At 50.0% G+C, this 20,069-nt stretch carries 18 protein-coding genes, 3 pseudogenes and 2 riboswitches; of the genes and pseudogenes, 9 read left to right on the forward strand and 12 right to left on the reverse strand.

Translation table 11 applies throughout. From position 1 onward, the window contains the following. Nucleotides 1–64 precede the first annotated feature (64 nt). Together motB and motA are read right to left on the reverse strand one after the other, a co-directional pair. The gene (gene motB / locus PVOR_RS02350) at nucleotides 65–886 is read right to left on the reverse strand and encodes a flagellar motor protein MotB (RefSeq protein WP_006207472.1); all 822 of its coding nucleotides are present in this window, start codon (nucleotides 884–886) and stop codon (nucleotides 65–67) included. Then, on the reverse strand, nucleotides 870–1,670 hold the full coding sequence (motA, locus tag PVOR_RS02355; RefSeq protein ID WP_006207473.1) for a flagellar motor stator protein MotA: 801 nt from the start codon (nucleotides 1,668–1,670) through the stop codon (nucleotides 870–872). The genes motB and motA overlap by 17 nt, the downstream gene beginning before the upstream one ends. Before the next feature lie 192 nt (nucleotides 1,671–1,862). Between motA and PVOR_RS02360 the strand changes: the two genes are divergently transcribed. Further along, a complete protein-coding gene (locus PVOR_RS02360; protein ID WP_006207474.1) occupies nucleotides 1,863–2,156 on the forward strand; it encodes a hypothetical protein in 294 nt (97 codons plus the stop codon). A 109-nt stretch (nucleotides 2,157–2,265) separates the two neighbouring features. Further along, complete coding sequence (locus PVOR_RS02365; protein WP_006207475.1) at nucleotides 2,266–2,577, forward strand: 4a-hydroxytetrahydrobiopterin dehydratase; 312 nt, start codon at nucleotides 2,266–2,268, stop codon at nucleotides 2,575–2,577. A 115-nt stretch (nucleotides 2,578–2,692) separates the two neighbouring features. Here the strand turns inward: PVOR_RS02365 and PVOR_RS02370 are convergent, their stop codons facing one another. The 6 genes and pseudogenes from PVOR_RS02370 to PVOR_RS02395 form a co-directional block, all read right to left on the reverse strand. After that, nucleotides 2,693–3,049 (reverse strand): c-type cytochrome, encoded by a 357-nt coding sequence (locus PVOR_RS02370; protein WP_006207476.1) that lies wholly within the window; start codon nucleotides 3,047–3,049, stop codon nucleotides 2,693–2,695. A gap of 160 nt (nucleotides 3,050–3,209) precedes the next feature. Continuing rightward, a pseudogene (locus PVOR_RS02375) lies at nucleotides 3,210–3,711 on the reverse strand (GNAT family N-acetyltransferase). 139 nt (nucleotides 3,712–3,850) lie between these two features. Next, the gene (locus PVOR_RS02380; RefSeq protein ID WP_036642931.1) at nucleotides 3,851–4,324 is read right to left on the reverse strand and encodes a C40 family peptidase; all 474 of its coding nucleotides are present in this window, start codon (nucleotides 4,322–4,324) and stop codon (nucleotides 3,851–3,853) included. 4 nt (nucleotides 4,325–4,328) lie between these two features. After that, a riboswitch (cyclic di-AMP (ydaO/yuaA leader) is annotated at nucleotides 4,329–4,467 on the reverse strand. Between the two features lie 401 nt (nucleotides 4,468–4,868). After that, the gene (locus PVOR_RS02385; RefSeq protein ID WP_006207479.1) at nucleotides 4,869–5,342 is read right to left on the reverse strand and encodes a C40 family peptidase; all 474 of its coding nucleotides are present in this window, start codon (nucleotides 5,340–5,342) and stop codon (nucleotides 4,869–4,871) included. 4 nt (nucleotides 5,343–5,346) lie between these two features. Further along, nucleotides 5,347–5,485: riboswitch (cyclic di-AMP (ydaO/yuaA leader) on the reverse strand. Nucleotides 5,486–5,831: 346 nt separating this feature from the next. After that, nucleotides 5,832–6,659 carry a hypothetical protein gene (locus tag PVOR_RS02390; RefSeq protein WP_006207480.1) on the reverse strand — a complete coding sequence of 276 codons (828 nt, stop codon included), beginning with the start codon at nucleotides 6,657–6,659 and terminating at the stop codon, nucleotides 5,832–5,834. Between the two features lie 11 nt (nucleotides 6,660–6,670). After that, nucleotides 6,671–8,663 (reverse strand): annotated as a pseudogene (locus tag PVOR_RS02395) (M1 family metallopeptidase). Between the two features lie 149 nt (nucleotides 8,664–8,812). Here PVOR_RS02395 and PVOR_RS02400 point away from each other — a divergent pair. Beyond that, the gene (locus tag PVOR_RS02400; RefSeq protein WP_006207481.1) at nucleotides 8,813–9,367 is read left to right on the forward strand and encodes a YwhD family protein; all 555 of its coding nucleotides are present in this window, start codon (nucleotides 8,813–8,815) and stop codon (nucleotides 9,365–9,367) included. Nucleotides 9,368–9,416: 49 nt separating this feature from the next. On the opposite strand, the gene PVOR_RS02405 is transcribed toward PVOR_RS02400, so the two are convergent. The 3 genes from PVOR_RS02405 to PVOR_RS02415 form a co-directional block, all read right to left on the reverse strand. After that, nucleotides 9,417–10,583, reverse strand: a complete 1,167-nt coding sequence (locus PVOR_RS02405) for a copper amine oxidase N-terminal domain-containing protein (protein WP_006207482.1) — start codon at nucleotides 10,581–10,583, stop codon at nucleotides 9,417–9,419. A gap of 149 nt (nucleotides 10,584–10,732) precedes the next feature. Further along, nucleotides 10,733–12,979, reverse strand: coding sequence for a heavy metal translocating P-type ATPase (locus tag PVOR_RS02410; protein ID WP_006207483.1), 2,247 nt, complete (start codon nucleotides 12,977–12,979; stop codon nucleotides 10,733–10,735). Further along, nucleotides 12,980–13,363, reverse strand: coding sequence for an ArsR/SmtB family transcription factor (locus PVOR_RS02415; protein ID WP_006207484.1), 384 nt, complete (start codon nucleotides 13,361–13,363; stop codon nucleotides 12,980–12,982). A gap of 412 nt (nucleotides 13,364–13,775) precedes the next feature. On the opposite strand from PVOR_RS02415, the gene PVOR_RS31260 reads away from it, so the two are divergent. After that, complete coding sequence (locus PVOR_RS31260; protein ID WP_234972749.1) at nucleotides 13,776–14,156, forward strand: hypothetical protein; 381 nt, start codon at nucleotides 13,776–13,778, stop codon at nucleotides 14,154–14,156. Beyond that, complete coding sequence (locus PVOR_RS02420) at nucleotides 14,071–14,658, forward strand: hypothetical protein (protein WP_234972750.1); 588 nt, start codon at nucleotides 14,071–14,073, stop codon at nucleotides 14,656–14,658. Before PVOR_RS31260 ends, PVOR_RS02420 begins: the two co-directional genes overlap by 86 nt. Before the next feature lie 105 nt (nucleotides 14,659–14,763). Here PVOR_RS02420 and PVOR_RS02425 read toward each other — a convergent pair whose 3' ends face one another. After that, nucleotides 14,764–16,824 carry a transglycosylase domain-containing protein gene (locus PVOR_RS02425; RefSeq protein ID WP_006207487.1) on the reverse strand — a complete coding sequence of 687 codons (2,061 nt, stop codon included), beginning with the start codon at nucleotides 16,822–16,824 and terminating at the stop codon, nucleotides 14,764–14,766. A gap of 335 nt (nucleotides 16,825–17,159) precedes the next feature. Here PVOR_RS02425 and speE point away from each other — a divergent pair. The 4 genes and pseudogenes from speE (at nucleotide 17,160) to PVOR_RS32440 (ending at nucleotide 20,052) form a co-directional block, all read left to right on the forward strand. Next, nucleotides 17,160–17,988, forward strand: a pseudogene (speE, locus tag PVOR_RS02430) (polyamine aminopropyltransferase). A gap of 17 nt (nucleotides 17,989–18,005) precedes the next feature. Then, a complete protein-coding gene (speB, locus tag PVOR_RS02435) occupies nucleotides 18,006–18,875 on the forward strand; it encodes an agmatinase (protein WP_006207488.1) in 870 nt (289 codons plus the stop codon). Nucleotides 18,876–19,568: 693 nt separating this feature from the next. Further along, complete coding sequence (locus tag PVOR_RS32435; RefSeq protein WP_268741774.1) at nucleotides 19,569–19,868, forward strand: SRPBCC domain-containing protein; 300 nt, start codon at nucleotides 19,569–19,571, stop codon at nucleotides 19,866–19,868. Between the two features lie 34 nt (nucleotides 19,869–19,902). After that, nucleotides 19,903–20,052 (forward strand): SRPBCC domain-containing protein, encoded by a 150-nt coding sequence (locus PVOR_RS32440; protein ID WP_268741775.1) that lies wholly within the window; start codon nucleotides 19,903–19,905, stop codon nucleotides 20,050–20,052. Nucleotides 20,053–20,069: the final 17 nt, after the last annotated feature.

The following is a 20,069-nucleotide window of genomic DNA, read 5'->3' on the forward strand; positions in this document are numbered from 1 at the left end:
AACAACCGATGCCCCTGGTGACCAGGTGCATCGGTTGTTTATTGTGTGTTATAGTCTGTAGTGACTAATTTCCGTCGGTTACATCTTCAACGTTGGTAAAGGTTGCACTATCCTGGTATTTACGTATAATGGATACCTCAACCCTGCGGTTCTTGGCTCGTCCGGCCTCGGTTTTGTTATCGGCGATCGGATGGTATTCGCCGTAGCCAATCGGCATGAACCGTTTCGGATCAAGCGCAGAGTTGGTCAGCAGTATTTTCATAAACTGCAAAGCTCGATCCGAGCTCAGATCCCAGTTGGAAGGATACCTGCTGTTGGCGATCGGGACATTATCCGTATGGCCGGATACGATGATTTCATAATCCGGGAACTTGTGCAGCATTTGTGAGATGGCTTTGGCCAGCTTACGGGCCTCAGGCTTCACAACGGCTTCGCCGGAAGGGAACAAGGCGTTGTCCCGTATCGTAATGACGAGCTGGGAGTGATTCAGCTTCGTGCTGAGCTCCGAAGTTAAACCGTTATTTTTAATATAGTTATCAAGCTGCTTCTTCAGTTTCTCCAGGTCCTCTTGTTCTTGGCGCATTAACTCAGCCCGTCTTTGGTCAGGGGTTGTAGCGGGAACGTTAGGGGACGATGCCTTATGATCATTAACGTTCGGCGGATCTTCGCTGGGCAGCGTTTTGCTGTAATCCAGCACGCCGGTACCCCCGGTGAGAGCAACGCTGAAGGCTTCGCTCATCTCTTGAAATTTGCGTGCATCGGTCGCGCTCATGGCGTAAAGCACCAGGAACAAGGCCAGAAGCAATGTCAAAAGGTCTGCATAAGGAAGGAGCCAGGATTCATCGGCATGCTCCTCATGCGGCTCGTGCCTAGTCTTTTTGCTCACTAGCACCAGCCTCCCTCTCACTGAGCTCAGCCCGTTCGGACGGTGTCAGGAACACGGAGAGCTTCTGATTAATTGCGATGGTGGACACACCGGATTGAATGGACAGCAGGCCTTCTACCATCATCAAGCGGATTTCAACTTCGCGTTTGGATAGACGCTTCAGCTTGTTCGCAATGGGATGACAGATGACATAACCGGTGAAGATACCAAGCAGGGTAGCAATAAATGCAGCTCCAATCGCATGGGCAAGTTCTCCCATATCTTCCATATGGGAAAGTGCAGCGATCAGGCCGATAACGGCTCCAAGTACCCCAAGGGATGGTGCATACATACCCGCCTGGGAGAAGATCAAGGCGCCAGAGCGATGGCGTTCCTCGGTGGCATTAATATCTTCCATTAATACATCGCGTACGAATTCCTGATCATTTCCATCGATGATCATACGCATACCGTTACGCAGGAAGGTGTCATCAATCTCATCGACCTTGGTCTCCAGCGCGAGCAGTCCTTCACGGCGTGTGATCGAAGCCCATTCCATAAACAGCTTGATCATGTCCGTTTTGTCCATCAGATTCTGTTTGAGAAAGGTCATCTTGACCAGCTTTGGAATCTTTTTCAGCTCGACTAGTGGAAACCCGATGAATAAGGTTGCTGCCGTGCCGCCAAGAATGATTAGATAGGCTGCCGGATTATACAGAGCGAGAAGGGAGGCGCCTTTCAGAAGCATGCCCACCACTACCGCGACGATACCGATGATTAAGCCTATAATTGTTGAAATTTCCATACCACACCTCATCCGTGAGAAATAAAATAACGAATCCATTCGTCAGAGCGGCTCTCATGGAGAACCGGGCGCCTTTTGTGGGGCGTTATCCTATTTATCGTCAGGTCGGGCTTTTTTTTTTAGTTGTTAATTTCCGGTATAATGGAAGGAAGGGAAACGAGGCTAAGTACGGCAAGGAAAGGAGTGATCGAGATGGGCGTTAAGCACGGAAGAGATTACGGCGAAATTCTGGCAGAATTAACGGAAGCAGTTGGGAGAATTTCCGACAGCTATGTCTTCTTTGAAATGGAAGCGGAGGAATGGAACAATCTGGGCGAGGCCGAGAAAACGGAGGTTCATGAGGCGCTGGCAGAGGATCTGTTCTACGCTTTGGGTACCGAACCGGTTATTAGCGTGGGCAGCGGCGTTGTCATGCATGACCAGACCAACCATCGAATACATATTTTGATTGGTGAAGAAGAACTGGCCTTTGTAGCTCTTGTATAATCACGTCAGTTATGAACAGATACTGGGCAGAATAGAATAGATGACAGAATGCCAATACAATGTGTCAGTCTGCTTTACGATAGGTTTTTTTCGGGGAGGAAGATAAAAGATGCTTTATACGCAGCAAGAAGTAGAGGCTCATCTGGAAAAGCTTGAGGGTTGGGAGTTTGAGCAAGGGAGATGGATTGTACGAAAGTATACCTTTTCCTCCTTCATGAAGGGAATCGCTTTTGTTGATGAAGTGGCAGCTATTTCGGAAGCTTTCGGACATCACCCCTACATCACCATAGATTATAAAGTTGTTACGCTGCGTCTTACTTCATGGGATGACGGCGGCATTACGGCTGTGGATATTAAGGAAGCGCAGCAATTTAACGAGGCCTACGAGAAGAGTCGTTCCAAGGACAGCAAGGCGGAGTAATAGAAGCGGGAGACAATGAGGATGTTAGAATCGCCATAGGCCCCAATTAATGTAAAAACACGCTTGCACCGGTAGGTTCTCCGGATATCAAGCGTGTTTTGCGTGTAAGCTGATTTTATTTTTTCTCAGCAAGGTACAGCGCGATGTTTGCGATTTCTTCAGGCTTCAGCTGATCTTTAAAGGAAGGCATTCCTTTACGACCTTTGGTTACAACGTTGAAGATGGCATCCGCATCCATATGTCCGCCTACCTGATTCAGAGCTGGTCCAGCGCCGCCTTGAAGCTGGTCACCGTGACAGCTAATGCAGCTTGCTTTCAGTGTGGCTTCCGCTGCGGCAGCATCGAGAGTCACTTCCGGCATGGTCGGCTTCTCTTCCTGGGCTACCTGTTCCTTACCCGGGAGCGTAAACATCAGCGCGATAGCCAACGCACATGCGACGAAGAACAATCCGCTCATGATCCATTTTTGCATCGTCATATCGTCCCTTCTATGTATACTGCACTTTTGCACTTGTCTCCATTATAAACCAACATCCCTAGACAGCATAGCCAGTTGTGACAAAAAAAGCAACGATCCAAAGAGGCTTCATAAAAAATACACAAATTTGTGCTTTTTCATATAGACAAGCTTACTATTCCTCATTTGCTGGAGGCTCATACACCATACAGTGGAAAATGCCTTTTCCCTGCGGAGTAAGCCGCTCATACGTATCGGTGATGCGAAATCCCGCCCCTTCATAAGCACGGATCGCACGCTCATTCCAGGTCATTACTTCCAGATCAATCTCATCCGTAGGCCTCCTGCGCCTGGCCTCCTGCGTTATGGTCTGCATAAATCGTTTACCCATTCCACGCCCGCACCAATCAGGCCGCATGCCAAGCCCGATCCGTGTCACTTCGTGTATGGGAAACAGCTGGGCAAACCCCCACAGAGAATCCTGGTCATCCAGAATCGAGATATATTGCTGCTGGCGTATGATCGGATCGCCAAATTCCACCTCGAGCCCTTTCATCTGCTCCCAAGGAAGGAAGCCATAGATATCGTAAGGAGGGGGGATAGGACCAGGTGCATATTTCTTCAGCGTGTTCCTCACGCATGATGACGGCGCGAAATGAAATAGGGGTAACATCCATTGGTAGTTTCCTCCATTCGTATATTATCCATGTACCCTTTATATAAGGGAGCGAGCTGCATGAAAAAGCCCGTCAAAGAGAGGCGGGCTCTCCTTTAACGGGCAGTAGGTCTGTGCACTGGATCGTCAGCCTCTATCATCTAAGATGATGTATCGGCCGATTGTTCATACTTATCATCACTCATGATGCGTTTGGCACCGACGTAACGCTGATCATAGTAATCCTCAGCAAGTCGGTTGATGACGACACCTCGATTCGACGAAGCATGGGCGAACTTGCCATCGCCTACATAAATGCCAACATGGGATATACCGCTCCCCGTTGTATTGAAGAACACCAAATCGCCAGCCCGCAGATCTTTGCGGGTTATGCTTGTCCCCATATCGAATTGAGAGCCGGATTGATGCGGGAGCTTCAGGCCGAGTTTGGCATACACATACATGGTAAAACCGGAGCAGTCAAATCCGCTCGTGGTTGTACCTCCATAACTATATCTTGTACCCAATACCTTATCAATTTCCTGGTCCAGCGCACTATCGGCAAACACGCTGCCAATGCCTGAAGTGAACAGTAACGTAATACTCAGGGCTGCCGCTGATAACGTCTTCTTCAGCATGAAGAGCTCCTTCCGCTGCCTGCGAGGTTAGCTTGAGGGTTCGGTTGAAGGTCCCCTATGATCCCTTGACAGCAAGATCAATTCACCCGTAAATGGTTCCCCCGCTTCCCATATCCATGGGAATTCGGCAATCGTAATCTATGTATTAAAGCACTTACATTAATGACAAAGTTGTTACTGTACCCATTCTATCAGACAGCAAACAAGCTTGGCAATTATTTCTTGATGACTTTCGCTATTATTCAATAGCATCAGCTGTCGAAGTGTCAGGTATAATCAATTATTTTCCAATATGCGTTTAATGAAGGCCGGGAAGGGTATATAAAAGGTAAGGATCTTTATGAAGGGCTGCCAATAATGCTGATGAAGTTGTTTCTGGATTAATAAAATTTATATTTTTTTTGAAAAGCGGGAACTTTTTCGTTGTCCCAAACGTTATAGAGGTATACACAGTGAACAAAAGAAAAAAGCCGCTGGGTGAGATCGGCACAATCTCAAAACTCCAGGGCTCTCTTATAAGGATAAATCAATAAAGTTCCAATTAGTTGTAGTTTACAGCTACAGATTTGTACGTGCTTTGACTCATCACTCGCTTAGCGCCCACATAGCGCTGTGCGTAATAGCTTTGGCTTAGCGGACTGACAATGACACCGCGAGAAGATGAGGAATGAGCGAACTTTCCACCCCCAACATAAATACCCACATGAGATACACCTTTACCGGATGTGTTAAAGAACACGAGATCGCCAGCTTTCAAATTGCTCTTGGATACTGCCGTACCTACCTTGTATTGAGCGGTAGATGTTCGTGGCAGGCTGAGACCAAGCTTCTTGTAAACATAGGTGGTGAAGCCGGAGCAGTCAAAACCATTTGTTGTGGTTCCACCTGTTTTATAAGATACACCAATGGCTGGTTTGATTGCGGTATTTAATTTGGAATCGGCGAAAGCGCTTCCGGTCCCTAATGTGAGCGCGAGGGCCAGGCCGAGAGAAACGGCCGTTAACTTCTTTTTCAAAACGAAATGCTCCTTCCAATGCCTGCGAGGTTAGCTTAAGGGTTCGGTTGAAGGTCCCCTATGATCCCTCTCTTGCGAGATCAATTCACCCAAAACGGATCCCCCGCTTCCCAATCGATATGGGAATTCGGCTCCTTAAAATGTTGATGAACCCATTCATTGACGTCTGACGTTCCAACATGATTAACGAAATAACATAGTTCCAGCAAAAGTTACAGTAAAGATGACAAAGTTGTTACTAACATATTCGTTATTTTAGCAGAGTATTAACATTTTGGCAAACGAGGAAAGTGTATATTTAAACAAAAAAACCTGTCCCAGTCATGCTGGAACGGTTTTTTTTGTAATTTCGCGCTCTGAAATTTGTAATATGGAGGATAAATGAAATCCTATTTTCTGTAAAAATGGCAGGGATTAAGATCCATGTCGCTTCCGGTTACAGTTTATTCGCGAGCCTGTCGATCATACTATTGTAACGAAATGTAACTTCTAGGAGTGCTGTGAGGATGATGATTTCCACAGATGATACTGGGAGGAAATTACCCAAATTTGGAAAAGTCCATTTAGAAAATAGGAGGCCTGCTGAATAATTAAACCGATCAGTCCTGCCCAGATGAGTGAGGCAGAGCTAAGGAGCAGAAGTATAACAACGGCGGCACCGCCCACGGTTATGGACAGGAGGACTGCCGTGCCCAGATTGTTGAAGAGAGTTAGAATAGAGCTGATCATACCGGAATCACCGATACGGCCAAACTGCATATAGAGCAGGGATATCCGAATCAGATAGGCGTACAGGAACCAGCCTGCCGCATAGGGCAGCGCGTGGAACAGCAGAGCGGGCTCCTGGATGCCGTTGAGCAGGATCGGGAGAATTTTGGGCACAATCCAGTAGCCGGGAGCAAAGGTGAGGATCAACTCGATCAGATAGAATATCGTCACGGGTTTCCACAGCTTCTGCATTCCCGTGAAGAAGAACAAGCCGCGTTCACCTTGGGCTTCCTGGTGGAGGTTATAGAAGATGCCTGCCCGTATGAGCGGGGTGAGCACCATCCGGATGAGCAGCAATCCAGCCAGAAGCCATCCGTAGGTATGGACCGTATTGCTTAACGTCAGGCTCATCTCTCCCTCGTAGAAGAACAATAGCCGGCTCAGTTCGTTAGGTGCAGAGTCTGGATACCGCATCAGAAGGGGAACGACGGCTGATTTTACAAGTCGGTACAGGCAATATCCCCACAGCAAACGGTATAAGAAGAGCAGAATAGAGACGTATAATTGGTCTTTAACACTGGTCCACCCTTGGCCTGCATAAGTTTTCATGTGCTCACCCCTCACCATGACAGGCTGCCGAACAGCGTCTCCACGAGTTTGGTAATGCTGAGATTCCAGCGTGTCACCACTTTCGGATCCATTCCTGCCTTCATATAATTATTGATATGTTTGTTCTCAAGAACCATAGAGTATTTCGGGTCAACCATCGCCCAGGATAGCGGCGAGGTGTAGTCCAGAGTGTAAGTGACTTTACCGTCCTTGCCACTCCAGGTTCGCTCCACGGTCTTGCCGTCCTCGAACGCAAATATGATCGGGACATCGGTAACATCTCCGTCTTTGCTTGTAATCTTGACCGTAGATTCATACTCTGGATTGTCCTGCGTCCCTTTATTTTTGGTTTTGATCAGATCGATTGCGACGTCCGCCATTTGGTTTCCATATACATACTGGTCAAAATAAGACTGCCAGGAGGTTTTGCTTACTTGTTCAACAACCTTCTGGAAGTCGGACGTGGTGGGGTGCTTGAAACGGTATTTCTGGGACATAGGTGTTCAGAATCTTCTCCATCATCCGCGGACCGACCTGCCGTTCTATGCCTTGCAGTACAAGTTTCCCTCTCGTGTAAACGTTCAGTGCATAGTTTTCGTGGGAGCTGTATTTCCAGGAATCCATTTTCAGCGGTGCAGGTGAGGTAATCGACGCTCCTTGAGCTGCGGTGTTGGAGGTAATACCGTATTCCTTCTCCATCACTCTCTCTTCAGCATAGGTCGCAAAGGCCTCGTCCAGCCAGGCTTCCTCAAACTCGTTATTCGCAATAATCCCGTAAAAATATTGATGGGCGATCTCATGGATGACGGTTCGTTCCAGCTCGTACCCCGGTGAATCATTTCTGGCACCGAAGGCAGTTACCAGCGTCGGATACTCCATGCCGCCGGCACCGTTGCCCGATTCAGGCGGCACCACGATGGACAACGTGGAGTATGGATAGGATCCATACCATTTACCAAACGAAGCAAGTGCGGATTTGGCAGCATCGAAGTATCGGTCCTTTAAGTCTTTATGCACAGGATCGAGATACAGCTTGATGCGGACACCCGGTACACCTGGCGCAGAGAAGGCTTCTTCTGCCGTGACAAAGTTCGGTGATGCTGACCAGGCAAAATCATGGACATCGTCCGCATAGAATTGATAAACCTTCTCGCCATTCGTCTTCTGTGCGGGCTTCGTCGGGAATCCGGTAGCGGCAACAATATAATTTTCGGGAACCCGGATTCGAACGCTGTAGATGCCGAAGTTGGAATAGAACTCGGAGTTGCCGTGATATTGATGGAGGTTCCATCCCTCATCCGTTCTTCCACGAAGACCTGCCGGCTCATAGACTGAAATTTTAGGGAACCATTGGCCAGCCATAATAAAATTCTCGGTGGTGCCCATGCGCGCAAATATTTTGGGAAGCTCGACTTCAAACTCCATATGGATGGTGATGCTTTCCCCACTTTTTATGGGTTTTGGCAATCTTAGTTTGACAAGGCTGTGATCCTTGATATTGCCGTCATCCGGTTGAACGAATTGAAGGCGATGCGTCAATGCCAGGCCTTCGGTTGTTTTCACGCTGGTAATGGTCATGGAGCCGTATCCGTCATCAGGCATAGGATCGGAACGCAATCTGCCGCCCGATTCCTTCATGAACGTTGTTTCGTTGGATGAAAATGCATTGGGATACAAATGAAAGTACAGCTCGTTTACGCTTTTTTTGCCTGGATGGGTCCAAGTGAGTGTCTGTTTGCCCTTAAGCTTGTTCTCTTCAGGCTCGTACCGAACATCCATGTGATATTCCACTAAACGGTCGCTCAGCGCCGGAGCGGGAACATCAGGCTGCACCTTAGGCGGCGAGAGAGGGGACTTCTCCACGGCGGAGACCGAGGGCTTGCCCGCATTTGGGGCAAGGGCGGACGCTGAGGACCCTGGATTCAGAAATATCGGCATCGATCCTGCAAGCAATCCAAGGGCGAGCAAGGATGATAGAAAGACTTTGGCACGTGGTGGGACCATATCGAACAACCTCCCGTTGACAAGCATCTAGTGCATGTATATGTTTGCTTTTGGGGGATTATTAGTTAAAATAAAATTATTGGGACATGGTTATCAAATTTGGCAGCCGTCACGTAAGGATCGGCTCTGAATATAGGAGGTCGGCAGCAGTGGAGAATGAAGATCAGAAGCAGGGTGCCAAGAAGCAGATTGCTTTGAATATTATTAATAGCAAGAGTAAGCATAAGGGGTTTGGATCAGGCTCCATCGATCTGAATAGTTTGTCTCCTGTCATCATCGACAATGGTGAGGCTCGAGTGGATATTGGAGCGATGCATGCCAAGAGCAAGGTGGAGAAGGGAATTCGTTTCAGCATGAATCGCGATGACGTTCCCAATGGACGCCAGGTGTGGATCGTGTGGGTGGCTGTAGACCGTACTGTGGAAGGTCAGCATTATGCAGGCATGACTGCCTGCGAGATGTGGATAGACCATGAGGCCCGCCGAGGCTGGAAGATCCTCGCGGATCATGTCAATAAAATGGATGCGGCCATGAAACGCAAAATCAATCTGGATGGCCTGGGTGATGTAGAGAAGAAGGCGCTGCGTGAACTGTTGATCTCACGCAACGAAGAATGGTGGAATGCTTCACCGGACGTAGTTCAAGGATGCTCTTCAGACAACGGAATCATGAAATCGGCAAGTTATATGATAAGCCTGACATAATAAAGAACCGGCAGGATTCATAACGAATCCTGCCGGTTTTCTGTTTTTTTTAAAAAGGCAGTGTGTAGGTGTGCTTCGCGGTTTTCCCCAAGAAAGGGTTTTTGAAATCGAAACTCAGCTTACCATTGGCATATCCTTTATAAGTCAGCCCGTCACCGAAATAGCCGACTTCATTGGATGGATACTCTTCAATCATGTCCTTGCTATCGGCATCCAGAAGTTCAGGATAGACCAGCTCCGCTGTGCTGCCGGCAGGATGTACGACGTACAGTGTAGCTTGTTTATACGGACGGACGAGCAGGAAGTCTCCCTCAATGACCTCGATTATAAATTGGTCATCCACGCCTGTAAGCTCAGCGAGATTGTAGGTCTTGACCGTTTTGCCCGTTGGATGTACCAGCTCCAGCTTACTGCCATTCATCATCGCGATGTTGCCTTTGTAGCTGAGTTGGTCTCTGCTGTAATTGATCCCGGCAAAATTGGAGTGGCTGGTTTTGGAATGCTTGAGAATTTTGTTGTCTTGAATAAGCACACGGTATCTCTCTTGATGAATGTGCGGCTCGCCGTAATCGTTCGTAATATCGGCAACGTAGGTGCTGCTGTTGATTCGATGTGCGCTTATGCTCAGAAGTTCAAGATTCTCAGCCGGTAAACGGCCGACTTGGACAGGCGTGGTTCCGGCTTTACCCATCAACAGTGTCCCATAATCGCGGTTGGCCCAGAACAGGACATTGCCAACAGCAGTATAGGCATAGCCTCCCTGTGAGCCAAAGGTCGTCGTTAGCCCGGATTTACTGTCATACTTGAGGGGAATGCTGAAACCCTTGGTAATGAGACTGGCTGGAACGTAGGTCACGCCTTTTTTTACCACTGGTGCAGCTTCAAGCTTCAGAACGGTGCCCTTGGCATTGACTGCGCGTGACTGTCCAACTGTAATGCGAACAGATTGTTTCGGACTGTTGATATACAGCTCGTTTTTCCCTGGAATCGTAAGCTGCAGATGCAACTGTTCAGAAACTTCCTTCAGCGGTATAAACAATACGCCCTTATTTGTATATGGTTTATGCTTCACATCCAGAGCGCCCCAGGCTTTGCTCTGTGATGTTGAGGCTTCTGCTGCATGGGCAGGTACGGTTATGAGGGATGAAGACGTGAACATTAATGAAAGTGCTAAGGATGCGGTGCCTGCTAATTTAATGAATTGAACGGTTTTCATGAAATTCCTCCTTGGTGGTTATCACTCCCATCTATTTAAACGTCTGGCTAATGGAAAATGTTTCTCTAAATCACGAGTTCATGTAAAAAATGAGAGATAGAAAAAACAAAAACCGGAGCTGCTCCACAAGGGATACAGCTCCGGTATTATTAATATCCTGACTTTAACTCCTTATCCTTGCCCAGCAGGATGGTGAGACCCAGCAAGGTAACGATAATGGTTGCTCCCATGTCCGAGATAATCGCAATCCAAAGTGTCAGCCATCCCGGGATCGTGAGCAGCAGTGCGATGGCTTTCAGCGACAGGGAGAGCCCGATATTCCACTTAATAATCTGATTAACCCGTCTAGCCGTTTTGATGGCCCCGGGCAGCTTCCCAAGGTGATCCTGCATCAGCACCACGTCGGCGGTTTCAATGGCACTGTCGGTTCCTTTGCCCATCGCGATGCCAAGATCGGCCGCCGCCAGCGCAGGGGCATCGTTAATGCCATCACCGACCATGCCGGTTTTTTTACGGGAAGAAAGCTCCCTGACCTTGGCAACCTTTTGTTCAGGCAGCAGGCTTGCGAATACACGGGTAACCCCGGACTGCTTCGCAATGGTTTGTGCGGACTGCTCATGGTCGCCTGTCAGCATGACCGTATCGGTGATACCGGCCTCGTGAAGCTTGCGAACGACAGTCGCAGTCTCCGGCCTGATCTCATCGGCGAGTCCGAATTGACCTAATACGCGCTCCTCGCTTACGGCTGCAACGATGGTGTAGCCTTGGCTCTTCAATCGGCGGATGTCTTCCTCCACGGCGCGGATATGTTCTTGCTGTCCCTGAACATGTCTCAGCACGTCCTCGCTGCCAACCCAGAATAAGTTGCCGCCGATTTCAGCCCGAATCCCTTCGCCCGGCAAAATTGTAATCTGCTGAGGTTCATTAAACATGCACTGCGGCTGCTTGATCTCCAGATGTTTCATGACGGCCTTGGCTAGCGGATGGAGAGAGGACTGCTCCAGTGCGCCGATAACACCATAGAATTTATTCTCATCGTATACCGTTTCCGCATAGACCGCCGGCTCACCCTTGGTCAGCGTTCCTGTCTTGTCAAAAGCGATGGCTTCCAGCCGGCCAAGCTGCTCAAGATGGACCCCGCCTTTGATCAGGATACCGTTGCGTGCTGCACGGGTCATACCGCTGACAAGTGCAATGGGTGAGGAAAGCACGAGTGAACAAGGACACCCCACGATCAGAATGGACAGACCCTGGTAGATCCAGGTCATCCAGGGCTGATTCAGCAATAAGGGTGGAATCAGCGTCACGGCCAACGCAATCAACATGATGGCGGGCGTATAATATTTAGCGAATTTATCAATAAAAAGCTCCGTTGGTGTCTTGCTGTCCTGCGCTTCCTGTACCAGATGCATGATCTTGGCAAGGGAAGAATCCTCGTAGGCCTTCGAAATCGCGATGTAAAGCACACCATCGGTGCTTACACTGCCACCGTAGACAGCATCGCCTTCCCGTTTCGTTACAGGCACGGATTCTCCCGTAATGGCAGCCTCGTTGACAGCGCCGGTTCCTTGGGATATGGCACCGTCGGAAGGAATTTTCTCGCCTGGTCTTACCCGGACCACATCACCGGGAGAGAGGCTTGTGATCGGTACCAGCTTGGCCTGACCGTCTTTCCACAGCTCGGCTTCCTTCGGTGCCGCGGCCAGCAGCGCCTCCATCGATTGCCGGGCCCGATTCATGCCGTAGCCTTCCAGTAGCTCGTTAAGGCCGAACAGAATGGCAACCAGCGTGGCTTCCCGCCATTCCCCAATAATGACAGCACCAATGAGTGCAACGGTCATCAGGGTGTCCATATTGAATTTGAAGCGGGTCAGGTTGCGCAGCCCGCGCAAGAACGTTGTATATCCGCTCAGAATCATGGCACCTGCATACAATGCGATTACAACCGGCTCGGCAACGTTACCTTCCAATATAAAGGTCAGCAGATAAAAAACAGCCGAGATGGTTAGCAGCCACTTCATTTTTCCATCGCCGCCATGACTTTGCACATGAGCATGACCGTGGTCATGCTCATGTGACGGTTGATGCTGATGGGATGAAGGGTCATGAGTGTCCGCATCAGCATCCGAAGAGGCTGACAGGGGGGCATGAACGATACGGGCGCCGTCACTTTTCAGAATCGTCTCTACCTGGTATAGATCCACATGGGGGGAGAGGATCAGCTTCCCGCTGTTGTAACTCAGGCGGGCGTTGTCCCCGTGGTCCAGCTTCTGGATCTCTTCCTGCATCTCACGTGTGCAGTTGGGACAAGAGAGGCCTTGAACCCGATATTCAATAAGTGGGCTGTTACTTGCGCCAGGAGATGATTTGGAAAGCTGAGGATGGTTCGCGCTCATCTACATCTTCTCCTTCTGATGCTCCAGCGTCATATGAAGCAATGTCCGGATATGATCGTCTTTAAGGGAATAGTATACATTTTTCCCGGCTTTGCGGGACTTGGCGATATCTTTGTTCTTCAGCGTGCGCAGATGATGGGAGGCTGTTGCCGTAGAGCTTCCAAGCACCTCAGCCACATCGCAGACACATAGCTCGCCACCTCGATCCAGCATATAGGCCACTTTAACTCGTGTGGGGTCTGCCAAGGCCTTGAAGATCTCCGCCATGCCGCTCATGTCATCGTCAGAGATCGTGTCTTTTAACAAGGCAACCCTTTCAGTGGAAGGACATTCTATTTCGCACAGCTCAAGAGAGACTTCTTCGTTCATGGTTCGGGCATTCATAAAAAACAACCTCCTTGAATGAGGAGCAATAAGTGCTCTTTACTTTATATATTCAAACGTTTATTTGATTGTTAATCATAATATACCCGATTTCCACACTATATTCAAACAAATGTTTGATTGTTCACGAGTGCTTCACAGTCTAAGAATAAATCTGCAAGCTCTATAGTATGAACAACTGCAGCAGTTAGGTACATCACCTCTTTTCAGAAAATCCTTCCATTTCATTACAGGCCAACTTATACTATTAGCAAAAAGATGTAAATTCACACAAGAAGTTAACCTGCGGCCCAGCGCTACATAAACTCATCACATCTTACACGGGCCGGGCCATCGTTTCGACTCGAATGCGTACATAATCGAATACCTATCCTTCTATTTGCGGATGTGTATAAACAGGGGAGGCAGGAGTATGACTTGTCCAATATGTCGATATGAAACGGGAGAGGGGAAGTATTGCAAGAAGTGTGGGGCAAGGCTGATTATCGAGGAGTCACCCGTTTTTGTTGCCATGAAAGAGCAAGCGGCGGCATCGGAAGTATACAGTATCAATAGAACAAGCGTAAGCAGCAAAGGGGATAGACCTCAGACGAACCAAGGAGAGCCCGCACTGCCGGTGTATACCCCGCCCGATATTCCATTTCAAACGGCAGGTCGGCAGCATGGGGAAGAGGCAGAAGTAGGAACCGAATCCTTATTGGACCAGCTTGAAATTGTATGGACAGCTCTATGGGGAATACTTTCTCAAGGGGATCAAACATCCGTTCAGCGCGGCTGTCGCCACAGACAGTAGTCAGTTCTTAAACGCGATGGTATCCATGCTGCTGTATGTTCTGCTGCTTCCGCTCACGATATATGCAACGCTTCACCATGAACTGCAGGGTTTGCCTGCGGGGGCATTTGCCGAGCTTGTCGTTAAGCCTGTCATTTGGATCGCATTATTTATGTTCCTGTTGAATGTTTTTACTTACGCTGCGGTCAAGCTGTCGTTTAACCCGGCCGTGAAGCTCAAGGAAGTGATGGCCAGGTTCGGCACTTTGCTGACACTATTCCTTATGCTCTATGTTGTCAGCCTACTGTTCCTGTTCCTGAATGGAGATATATCGAAGGTGATCATCCTTCTTTCCTTCATTAGCACCCTGATGACCGTACCGCTATTGGTCATGACTAGCTATAAGAGAAGAATGGTTGGCGGTTTGGATCCACTGTACGCGATTCTGCTGGTTTATGTCGCAGTGATGCTCGTGATCGTCATACTGGGCAACTCCATGATCGGATATATCACGGGCTTTTAACGGGTTGTATTTACATATGCAATAAATGAAAAACAGCAGGCTTTTCTCTCGGGATTACCGGGATAGAGCCTGCTGTTTTTTTGGGGCATGGCGTTGTTTCTGGTGTTACTCAACCCACCATCGTTTAAAATCCTGCCACCAGGAACGTTCCTCCTGTTTCTCGGCAGCATCTGCAGGGTTGGCTTTCTTCGGGGCCTCTCCACTGCCGTGCTCTCCACAATATTCGGTAGGCTCCGTACCCTTCACGAATACCTCCAGAATTTTATCGGGACAATCAGAGCCTGCAAGCTTGCCTGTCGTCGGATCGATATACGCGCTGATGACGTCATCCGGGATCGGAAAAATCTTGGGCGGCACGTTCTCCAGTGCGGTCTCCGTATACTGCGCAAAAATAGGGGCTGCCCGCCGTCCGTCAATTTTGCTGATTTCCCGTCCCTTGTCATATCCAACCCATACCGCGGTAGACAGCTCCGGGGTATACCCGACAAGCCAGGCATCGGAGTCGGTTGTACCCGTCTTCCCGGCGACCGGTCGCTTCATTAGAGTAGAGACGCGGTTACCCGTTCCTCCGGTCTCGAATACGCCCTCCATCATGCGTGTCATCACATAAGCTGCCGAGGGCTCAACAATTTGTTCCCCCGCAGCTTCCGGAGCTGTATATAAGCTGCGGCCAGCCGCATCGGTAATGCTCAGTACGGCGACCGGTGAGACCCGAGTACCGTTATTAGCCATGACAGCGTAGGCGGAGGCCATCTCCAAAGGGCTGACAGGCGAGGTGCCCAGAGCAAGGGAAGGGACAGGCTCCAGCGGGCTTGTGATGCCCATTTTTTTCGCCATGTCAGCGACTTTGTCCGGTCCAATCTGCATGATGGTGTTCACAGCATATATATTGTCCGAAGCGGCGATGGCTTCCCGCATCGGAATTTCCCCTAGATACTTATCGCCAAAGTTGCTGGGCTGGTAGGTTTTGCGATTGTTATCATAATGAAATAGGGTCGGCTGGCTGTTAAACACGCTGGTGCTTGTCATCTCTTTGGATGCAATGGCGGTTAAATACATGATTGGCTTAAAAGCCGATCCAGGCTGCCTTGTTTTAGCCAGCGCATGGTTGTATTGATTCTCGCGATAGTTCTTGCCGCCAACCATGGCTTTGATATGGCCGGTCCGCGGGTCGATGGATACGAGTGCCGTCTCCAGCTCGCTCTTGCTGTCCATGCCCTCCGCTACGGCCTCCTCCGCAGCCTTTTGTGCCTGAGGATCCAGGGTCGTATAAATGTTAAGACCGCCTTGTTCGAGCTGCTTCTCCGTCATGTTGAGCTGCTTGGTGACAAGACCGCGGACGTAGTCGCGAAAGTAGGAAGCAATCACCTTGTTCTCCTGTCGGTCCTGGGGCAGCAAGGCGAGCTTGGCTGTGGCTGATTTATCGGCTTCGGTCTCCGTAATAAATCCGGTCTCCGCCATGGCGTTCAGGACGATATGCTGTCTTTTGACTGCATTGTCCATATGATTGTAGGGTGAGTAATACGTGGGCCCTTTTGGAATACCGGCAAGCAGGGCGCTTTCGGCCAAGGTCAGTTTTTTTGCAGATTTGCCAAAGTACAGCTGTGACGCCGACTCGATCCCATAAGCACCGTGGCCGTAATAAATCTCGTTCAGGTACATTTCGAGTATCTCATCTTTGGTATATTTCATCTCAAGCTGGGCGGTGAATTTGGCCTCCTTGAGTTTGCGTGTCCATGTTTTCTCATGAGATAGGTATAAGTTTCGTGCGAGCTGTTGGGTTAATGTGCTTGCTCCCTGTTTGCGATCCATATGCTGCAGGTTCACCAGGACGGCCCGGGCCATGCCTTTAACATCAAACCCCGGATGATTGTAGAACTTCCGGTCCTCTACCGCCAAAGTTGCCTGGACCAGAAGGGGAGATATATCAGCCAGGTTTACCTGCTCGGATGTGTGTCCCGTAGTAGAGAAGGTGGCGATCAAATCTCCCTGACTGTCGAGCAGACGCGAGTAGCGGGATGTTTCCGCGACGGGCAGCGGCGTTATAAATAAATAGGCGAGCAGAATGCCGCCGGCGATGATGGATAGGCCAAGGAGCACAAACAGAAATGTAGCAAGCCGGACGAAACGACGTTTGCGCTTGGGTGATTTTTTTGGTCCCGGCATGGGGGGTCGTCCTTCCAGTCCTTTTTGTAAGGTTTGAGAGCAGAGGATGCCAAGGTTGAAAAGATGAGTTTACATTCTCCTTGGCCGTCTTCCTTTTCTATACAGTATGGGACTGGAAAGGGCAGGATATTCATGTGACACGACCAGGATATGGTCTTGATTTTAATGCTCAGGAACTTTTGGTTGCAATTTGGGCTTGATTTAATATAATCTAATTTGTTTGGTACAATAGAAAGAGTGTGAAACTGTAAGCAAAAGGCATCTGCCCCGAATAAAGTTTTACGGCTTGGATCTGGACGGCTGAACATTATTCTAGCGGAAAGAAGGTAGAGACGATGGAATTATGGTACACGGAGAAACAAACGCCGACTTTCGGCATTACGGCGAAAATACGGGAAACGTTTGTACATGAGAAGACGGAGTTTCAACAACTGGATATGATCGATACCGAGGAATTTGGACGCATGCTCGTCCTGGACGGCATGGTCATGACTACGATCAAGGACGAATTCGTCTATCATGAGATGGTCGCTCACCCCGCACTGAACACGCATCCAAATCCGAAGAAGGTTCTTGTTGTCGGCGGCGGAGACGGCGGTGTCATTCGCGAAGTGATCAAGCACCCGGGCGTAGAGAAAGCTGTACTTGTTGAAATCGATGGAAAAGTCATTGAATACTCGAAGCAGTACCTCCCCGAGATTGCCGGCAAGCTGGACGATCCGAAGGTTGAAGTGCTGGTTAACGATGGATATATGCACATTATTGAGCATAAGAACGAATATGACGTTATTATGGTAGATTCCACAGAGCCTGTGGGCCCGGCTGCTCCGTTGTTTGAGCGCGGATTCTATCAAGGAATCTACGAGGCGCTGAAGGAAGACGGTATTTTCGTAGCGCAAACGGACAACCCTTGGTTCAAGGCGGACCTGATTCAGCAGGTTAACCGAGACGTGAAGGAAATCTTCCCGATCGTGCGCGTGTATGGAGCGAACATTCCAACCTATCCGAGCGGTCTGTGGACCTTTACGATGGGCAGACAAAACGTACGATCCGCTTGAAGTGGACGAGTCCACCATTGATGAGATGGATACGAAATACTATTCCCCTCGTCTGCACAAAGCTGCATTCGTGCTGCCGAAATTCGTTGAAGACTTGGTGAAATAAGGAGGCCGTATAAACTGATGAAACTGGATCAAGGTTACTCCGGCAACGTGTTTATTCTGAGCTCCGAGGATTATGAAGGGTCCAAGGCCGTTATTTACGGTATGCCGATGGATTTTACGGTTAGCTACCGTCCCGGCTCCCGTTTTGGTCCTGCCCGTATTCGCCAGGCGTCCGTTGGTCTGGAGGAATACAGCCCTTACTTGGATAAAAGCATTGAAGATATGACCTATTTCGATGCAGGCGACCTGATGCTGCCTTTCGGCAACGCAGGCCGCAGCCTTGAAGTGATTGGCGACTATGTAGGCAAACTGCTGGATGACGGGAAGTTCCCGATCGGACTCGGCGGGGAGCATCTCGTATCTTGGCCGATCATTCAGAAGGTGTACGAGAAGTACCCTGATCTCATTCTGATTCATATCGATGCGCATGCCGACCTTCGTGAGCATTATGAGGGAGAGCCACTGTCCCACTCCACACCGGTCCGCAAGGCGGCAGGCATCATGGGCGGGAAGAACATCTATCAGTTCGGCATCCGTTCCGGCTCCCGTGAGGAGTTCCAATACGGACGCGAGAACATCAACTTCTACCCGTTCGAGGTGGCTGCGCCCCTTAAGGAAGCTTTGCCTTCCATGGGCAACCGTCCGGTCTACGTGACCATCGATATCGATGTGCTGGATCCATCGGCCGCACCGGGCACCGGAACGGCAGAGGCGGGCGGCATCACATCGAAAGAGCTGTTGGAAGCCGTGCATCTGATTGCAAACTCCGGCGTGAACGTTGTCGGCTGCGATCTCGTGGAAGTGGCACCCATCTATGATCCGTCCGAGCAGACCCAGATCGTAGCTGCGAAGCTGATCCGTGAGATGCTGCTGGGGTTTGTTAAGTAGGGGGGGGATTCCACCCACCCAAACCCTCCCTGCCAGGGAGGGTCCCAAGGGCGCTGCCCTCTGGACACCCGGAACTTTGGTGTTCGGTGCTGATGTGAGGATCTGAGAGGGGCTCGAGCTTGGGCCCGGCCAATCTCGGGCTCCCCTAGCGGGGACGCCCTCGTGGCCTTAACAGCGCCCGTTGGTGGCCGAGGCTTCGCCCCTCGGCTGGAGCAGAAAAAGCAAGCCTCCCCTATCTAAGCCTACGGCTATCGGGGTTCGGCTTGCTTTTTCGTACGGGCGTGGCCCCCTCGGAAGGCACCCCTGCGGGGACGCCTGGTGGGCCAGCCCTGTGTGTGAGCAGCCGAGGCTTCGCCCCTCGGCCGGAAGAGAAAAAGCAAGCCTCCCCTATCTAAGCCTGCGGCTATCGGGTTCGGCTTGCTTTTTCGTATGGGCGTAAGGCCCCCCCGGAAGGCACCCCTGCGGGGACGCCTGGTGGGCCAGCCCTGTGTGTGAGCAGCCGAGGCTTCGCCCCTCGGCTGGAGAAGAAAAAGCAAGCCTCCCCTATCTAAGCCTGCGGCTATCGGGGTTCGGCTTGCTTTTTCGTGTGGGCGTAGGCCGCACTTTGAGCAAATGAGAAGAAATGGACCGGGGTCAGATGTTATAAACTTAATGGAGATGAGATGTGAAGACGCTAATAAGGAGGTTAACCTCATGACCGATTCGTCTATCAAGAAGAGAACGGATTCTGCTTCAAGGTTGATTAAAGCATCGCCCGAAACCATTTATCAGGCGTTCACGGACCCCAGGGCTTGGGTATCGTGGCTTCCGCCGGAGGGGATGTCAGGTCAGATTGACAGCTTTGATGCACGTGAAGGCGGGAGTTATCGAATGGTACTCAACTATATCGGATCGGACCACGTGAACCTTGGCAAATCATCGGAAGGCACGGATATCGTCCAAGGTACTTTCCTGGCGCTGGTGCCCAATAAAAAAATACGTGCAGTGTTTTGAATTCGAGTCGGATGACCCCGCTTACGGGGGCTCGATGACTATGACATGGACGTTGACCGCACTCGCGGAAGGCACGGAGGTGACGATTGTTTGCGAGAACGTTCCTGAGGGCATACGGCAGGAAGATCACGAAGAGGGCTTGAATTCTTCGCTTCACAATCTCGCTGTCTTTACTGAAAGATAATGGACAGGCTGTGAGGT

It is taken from the genome of Paenibacillus vortex V453, from assembly GCF_000193415.1.
GTDB classification, from domain to species: Bacteria; Bacillota; Bacilli; order Paenibacillales; family Paenibacillaceae; genus Paenibacillus_AQ; species Paenibacillus_AQ glucanolyticus.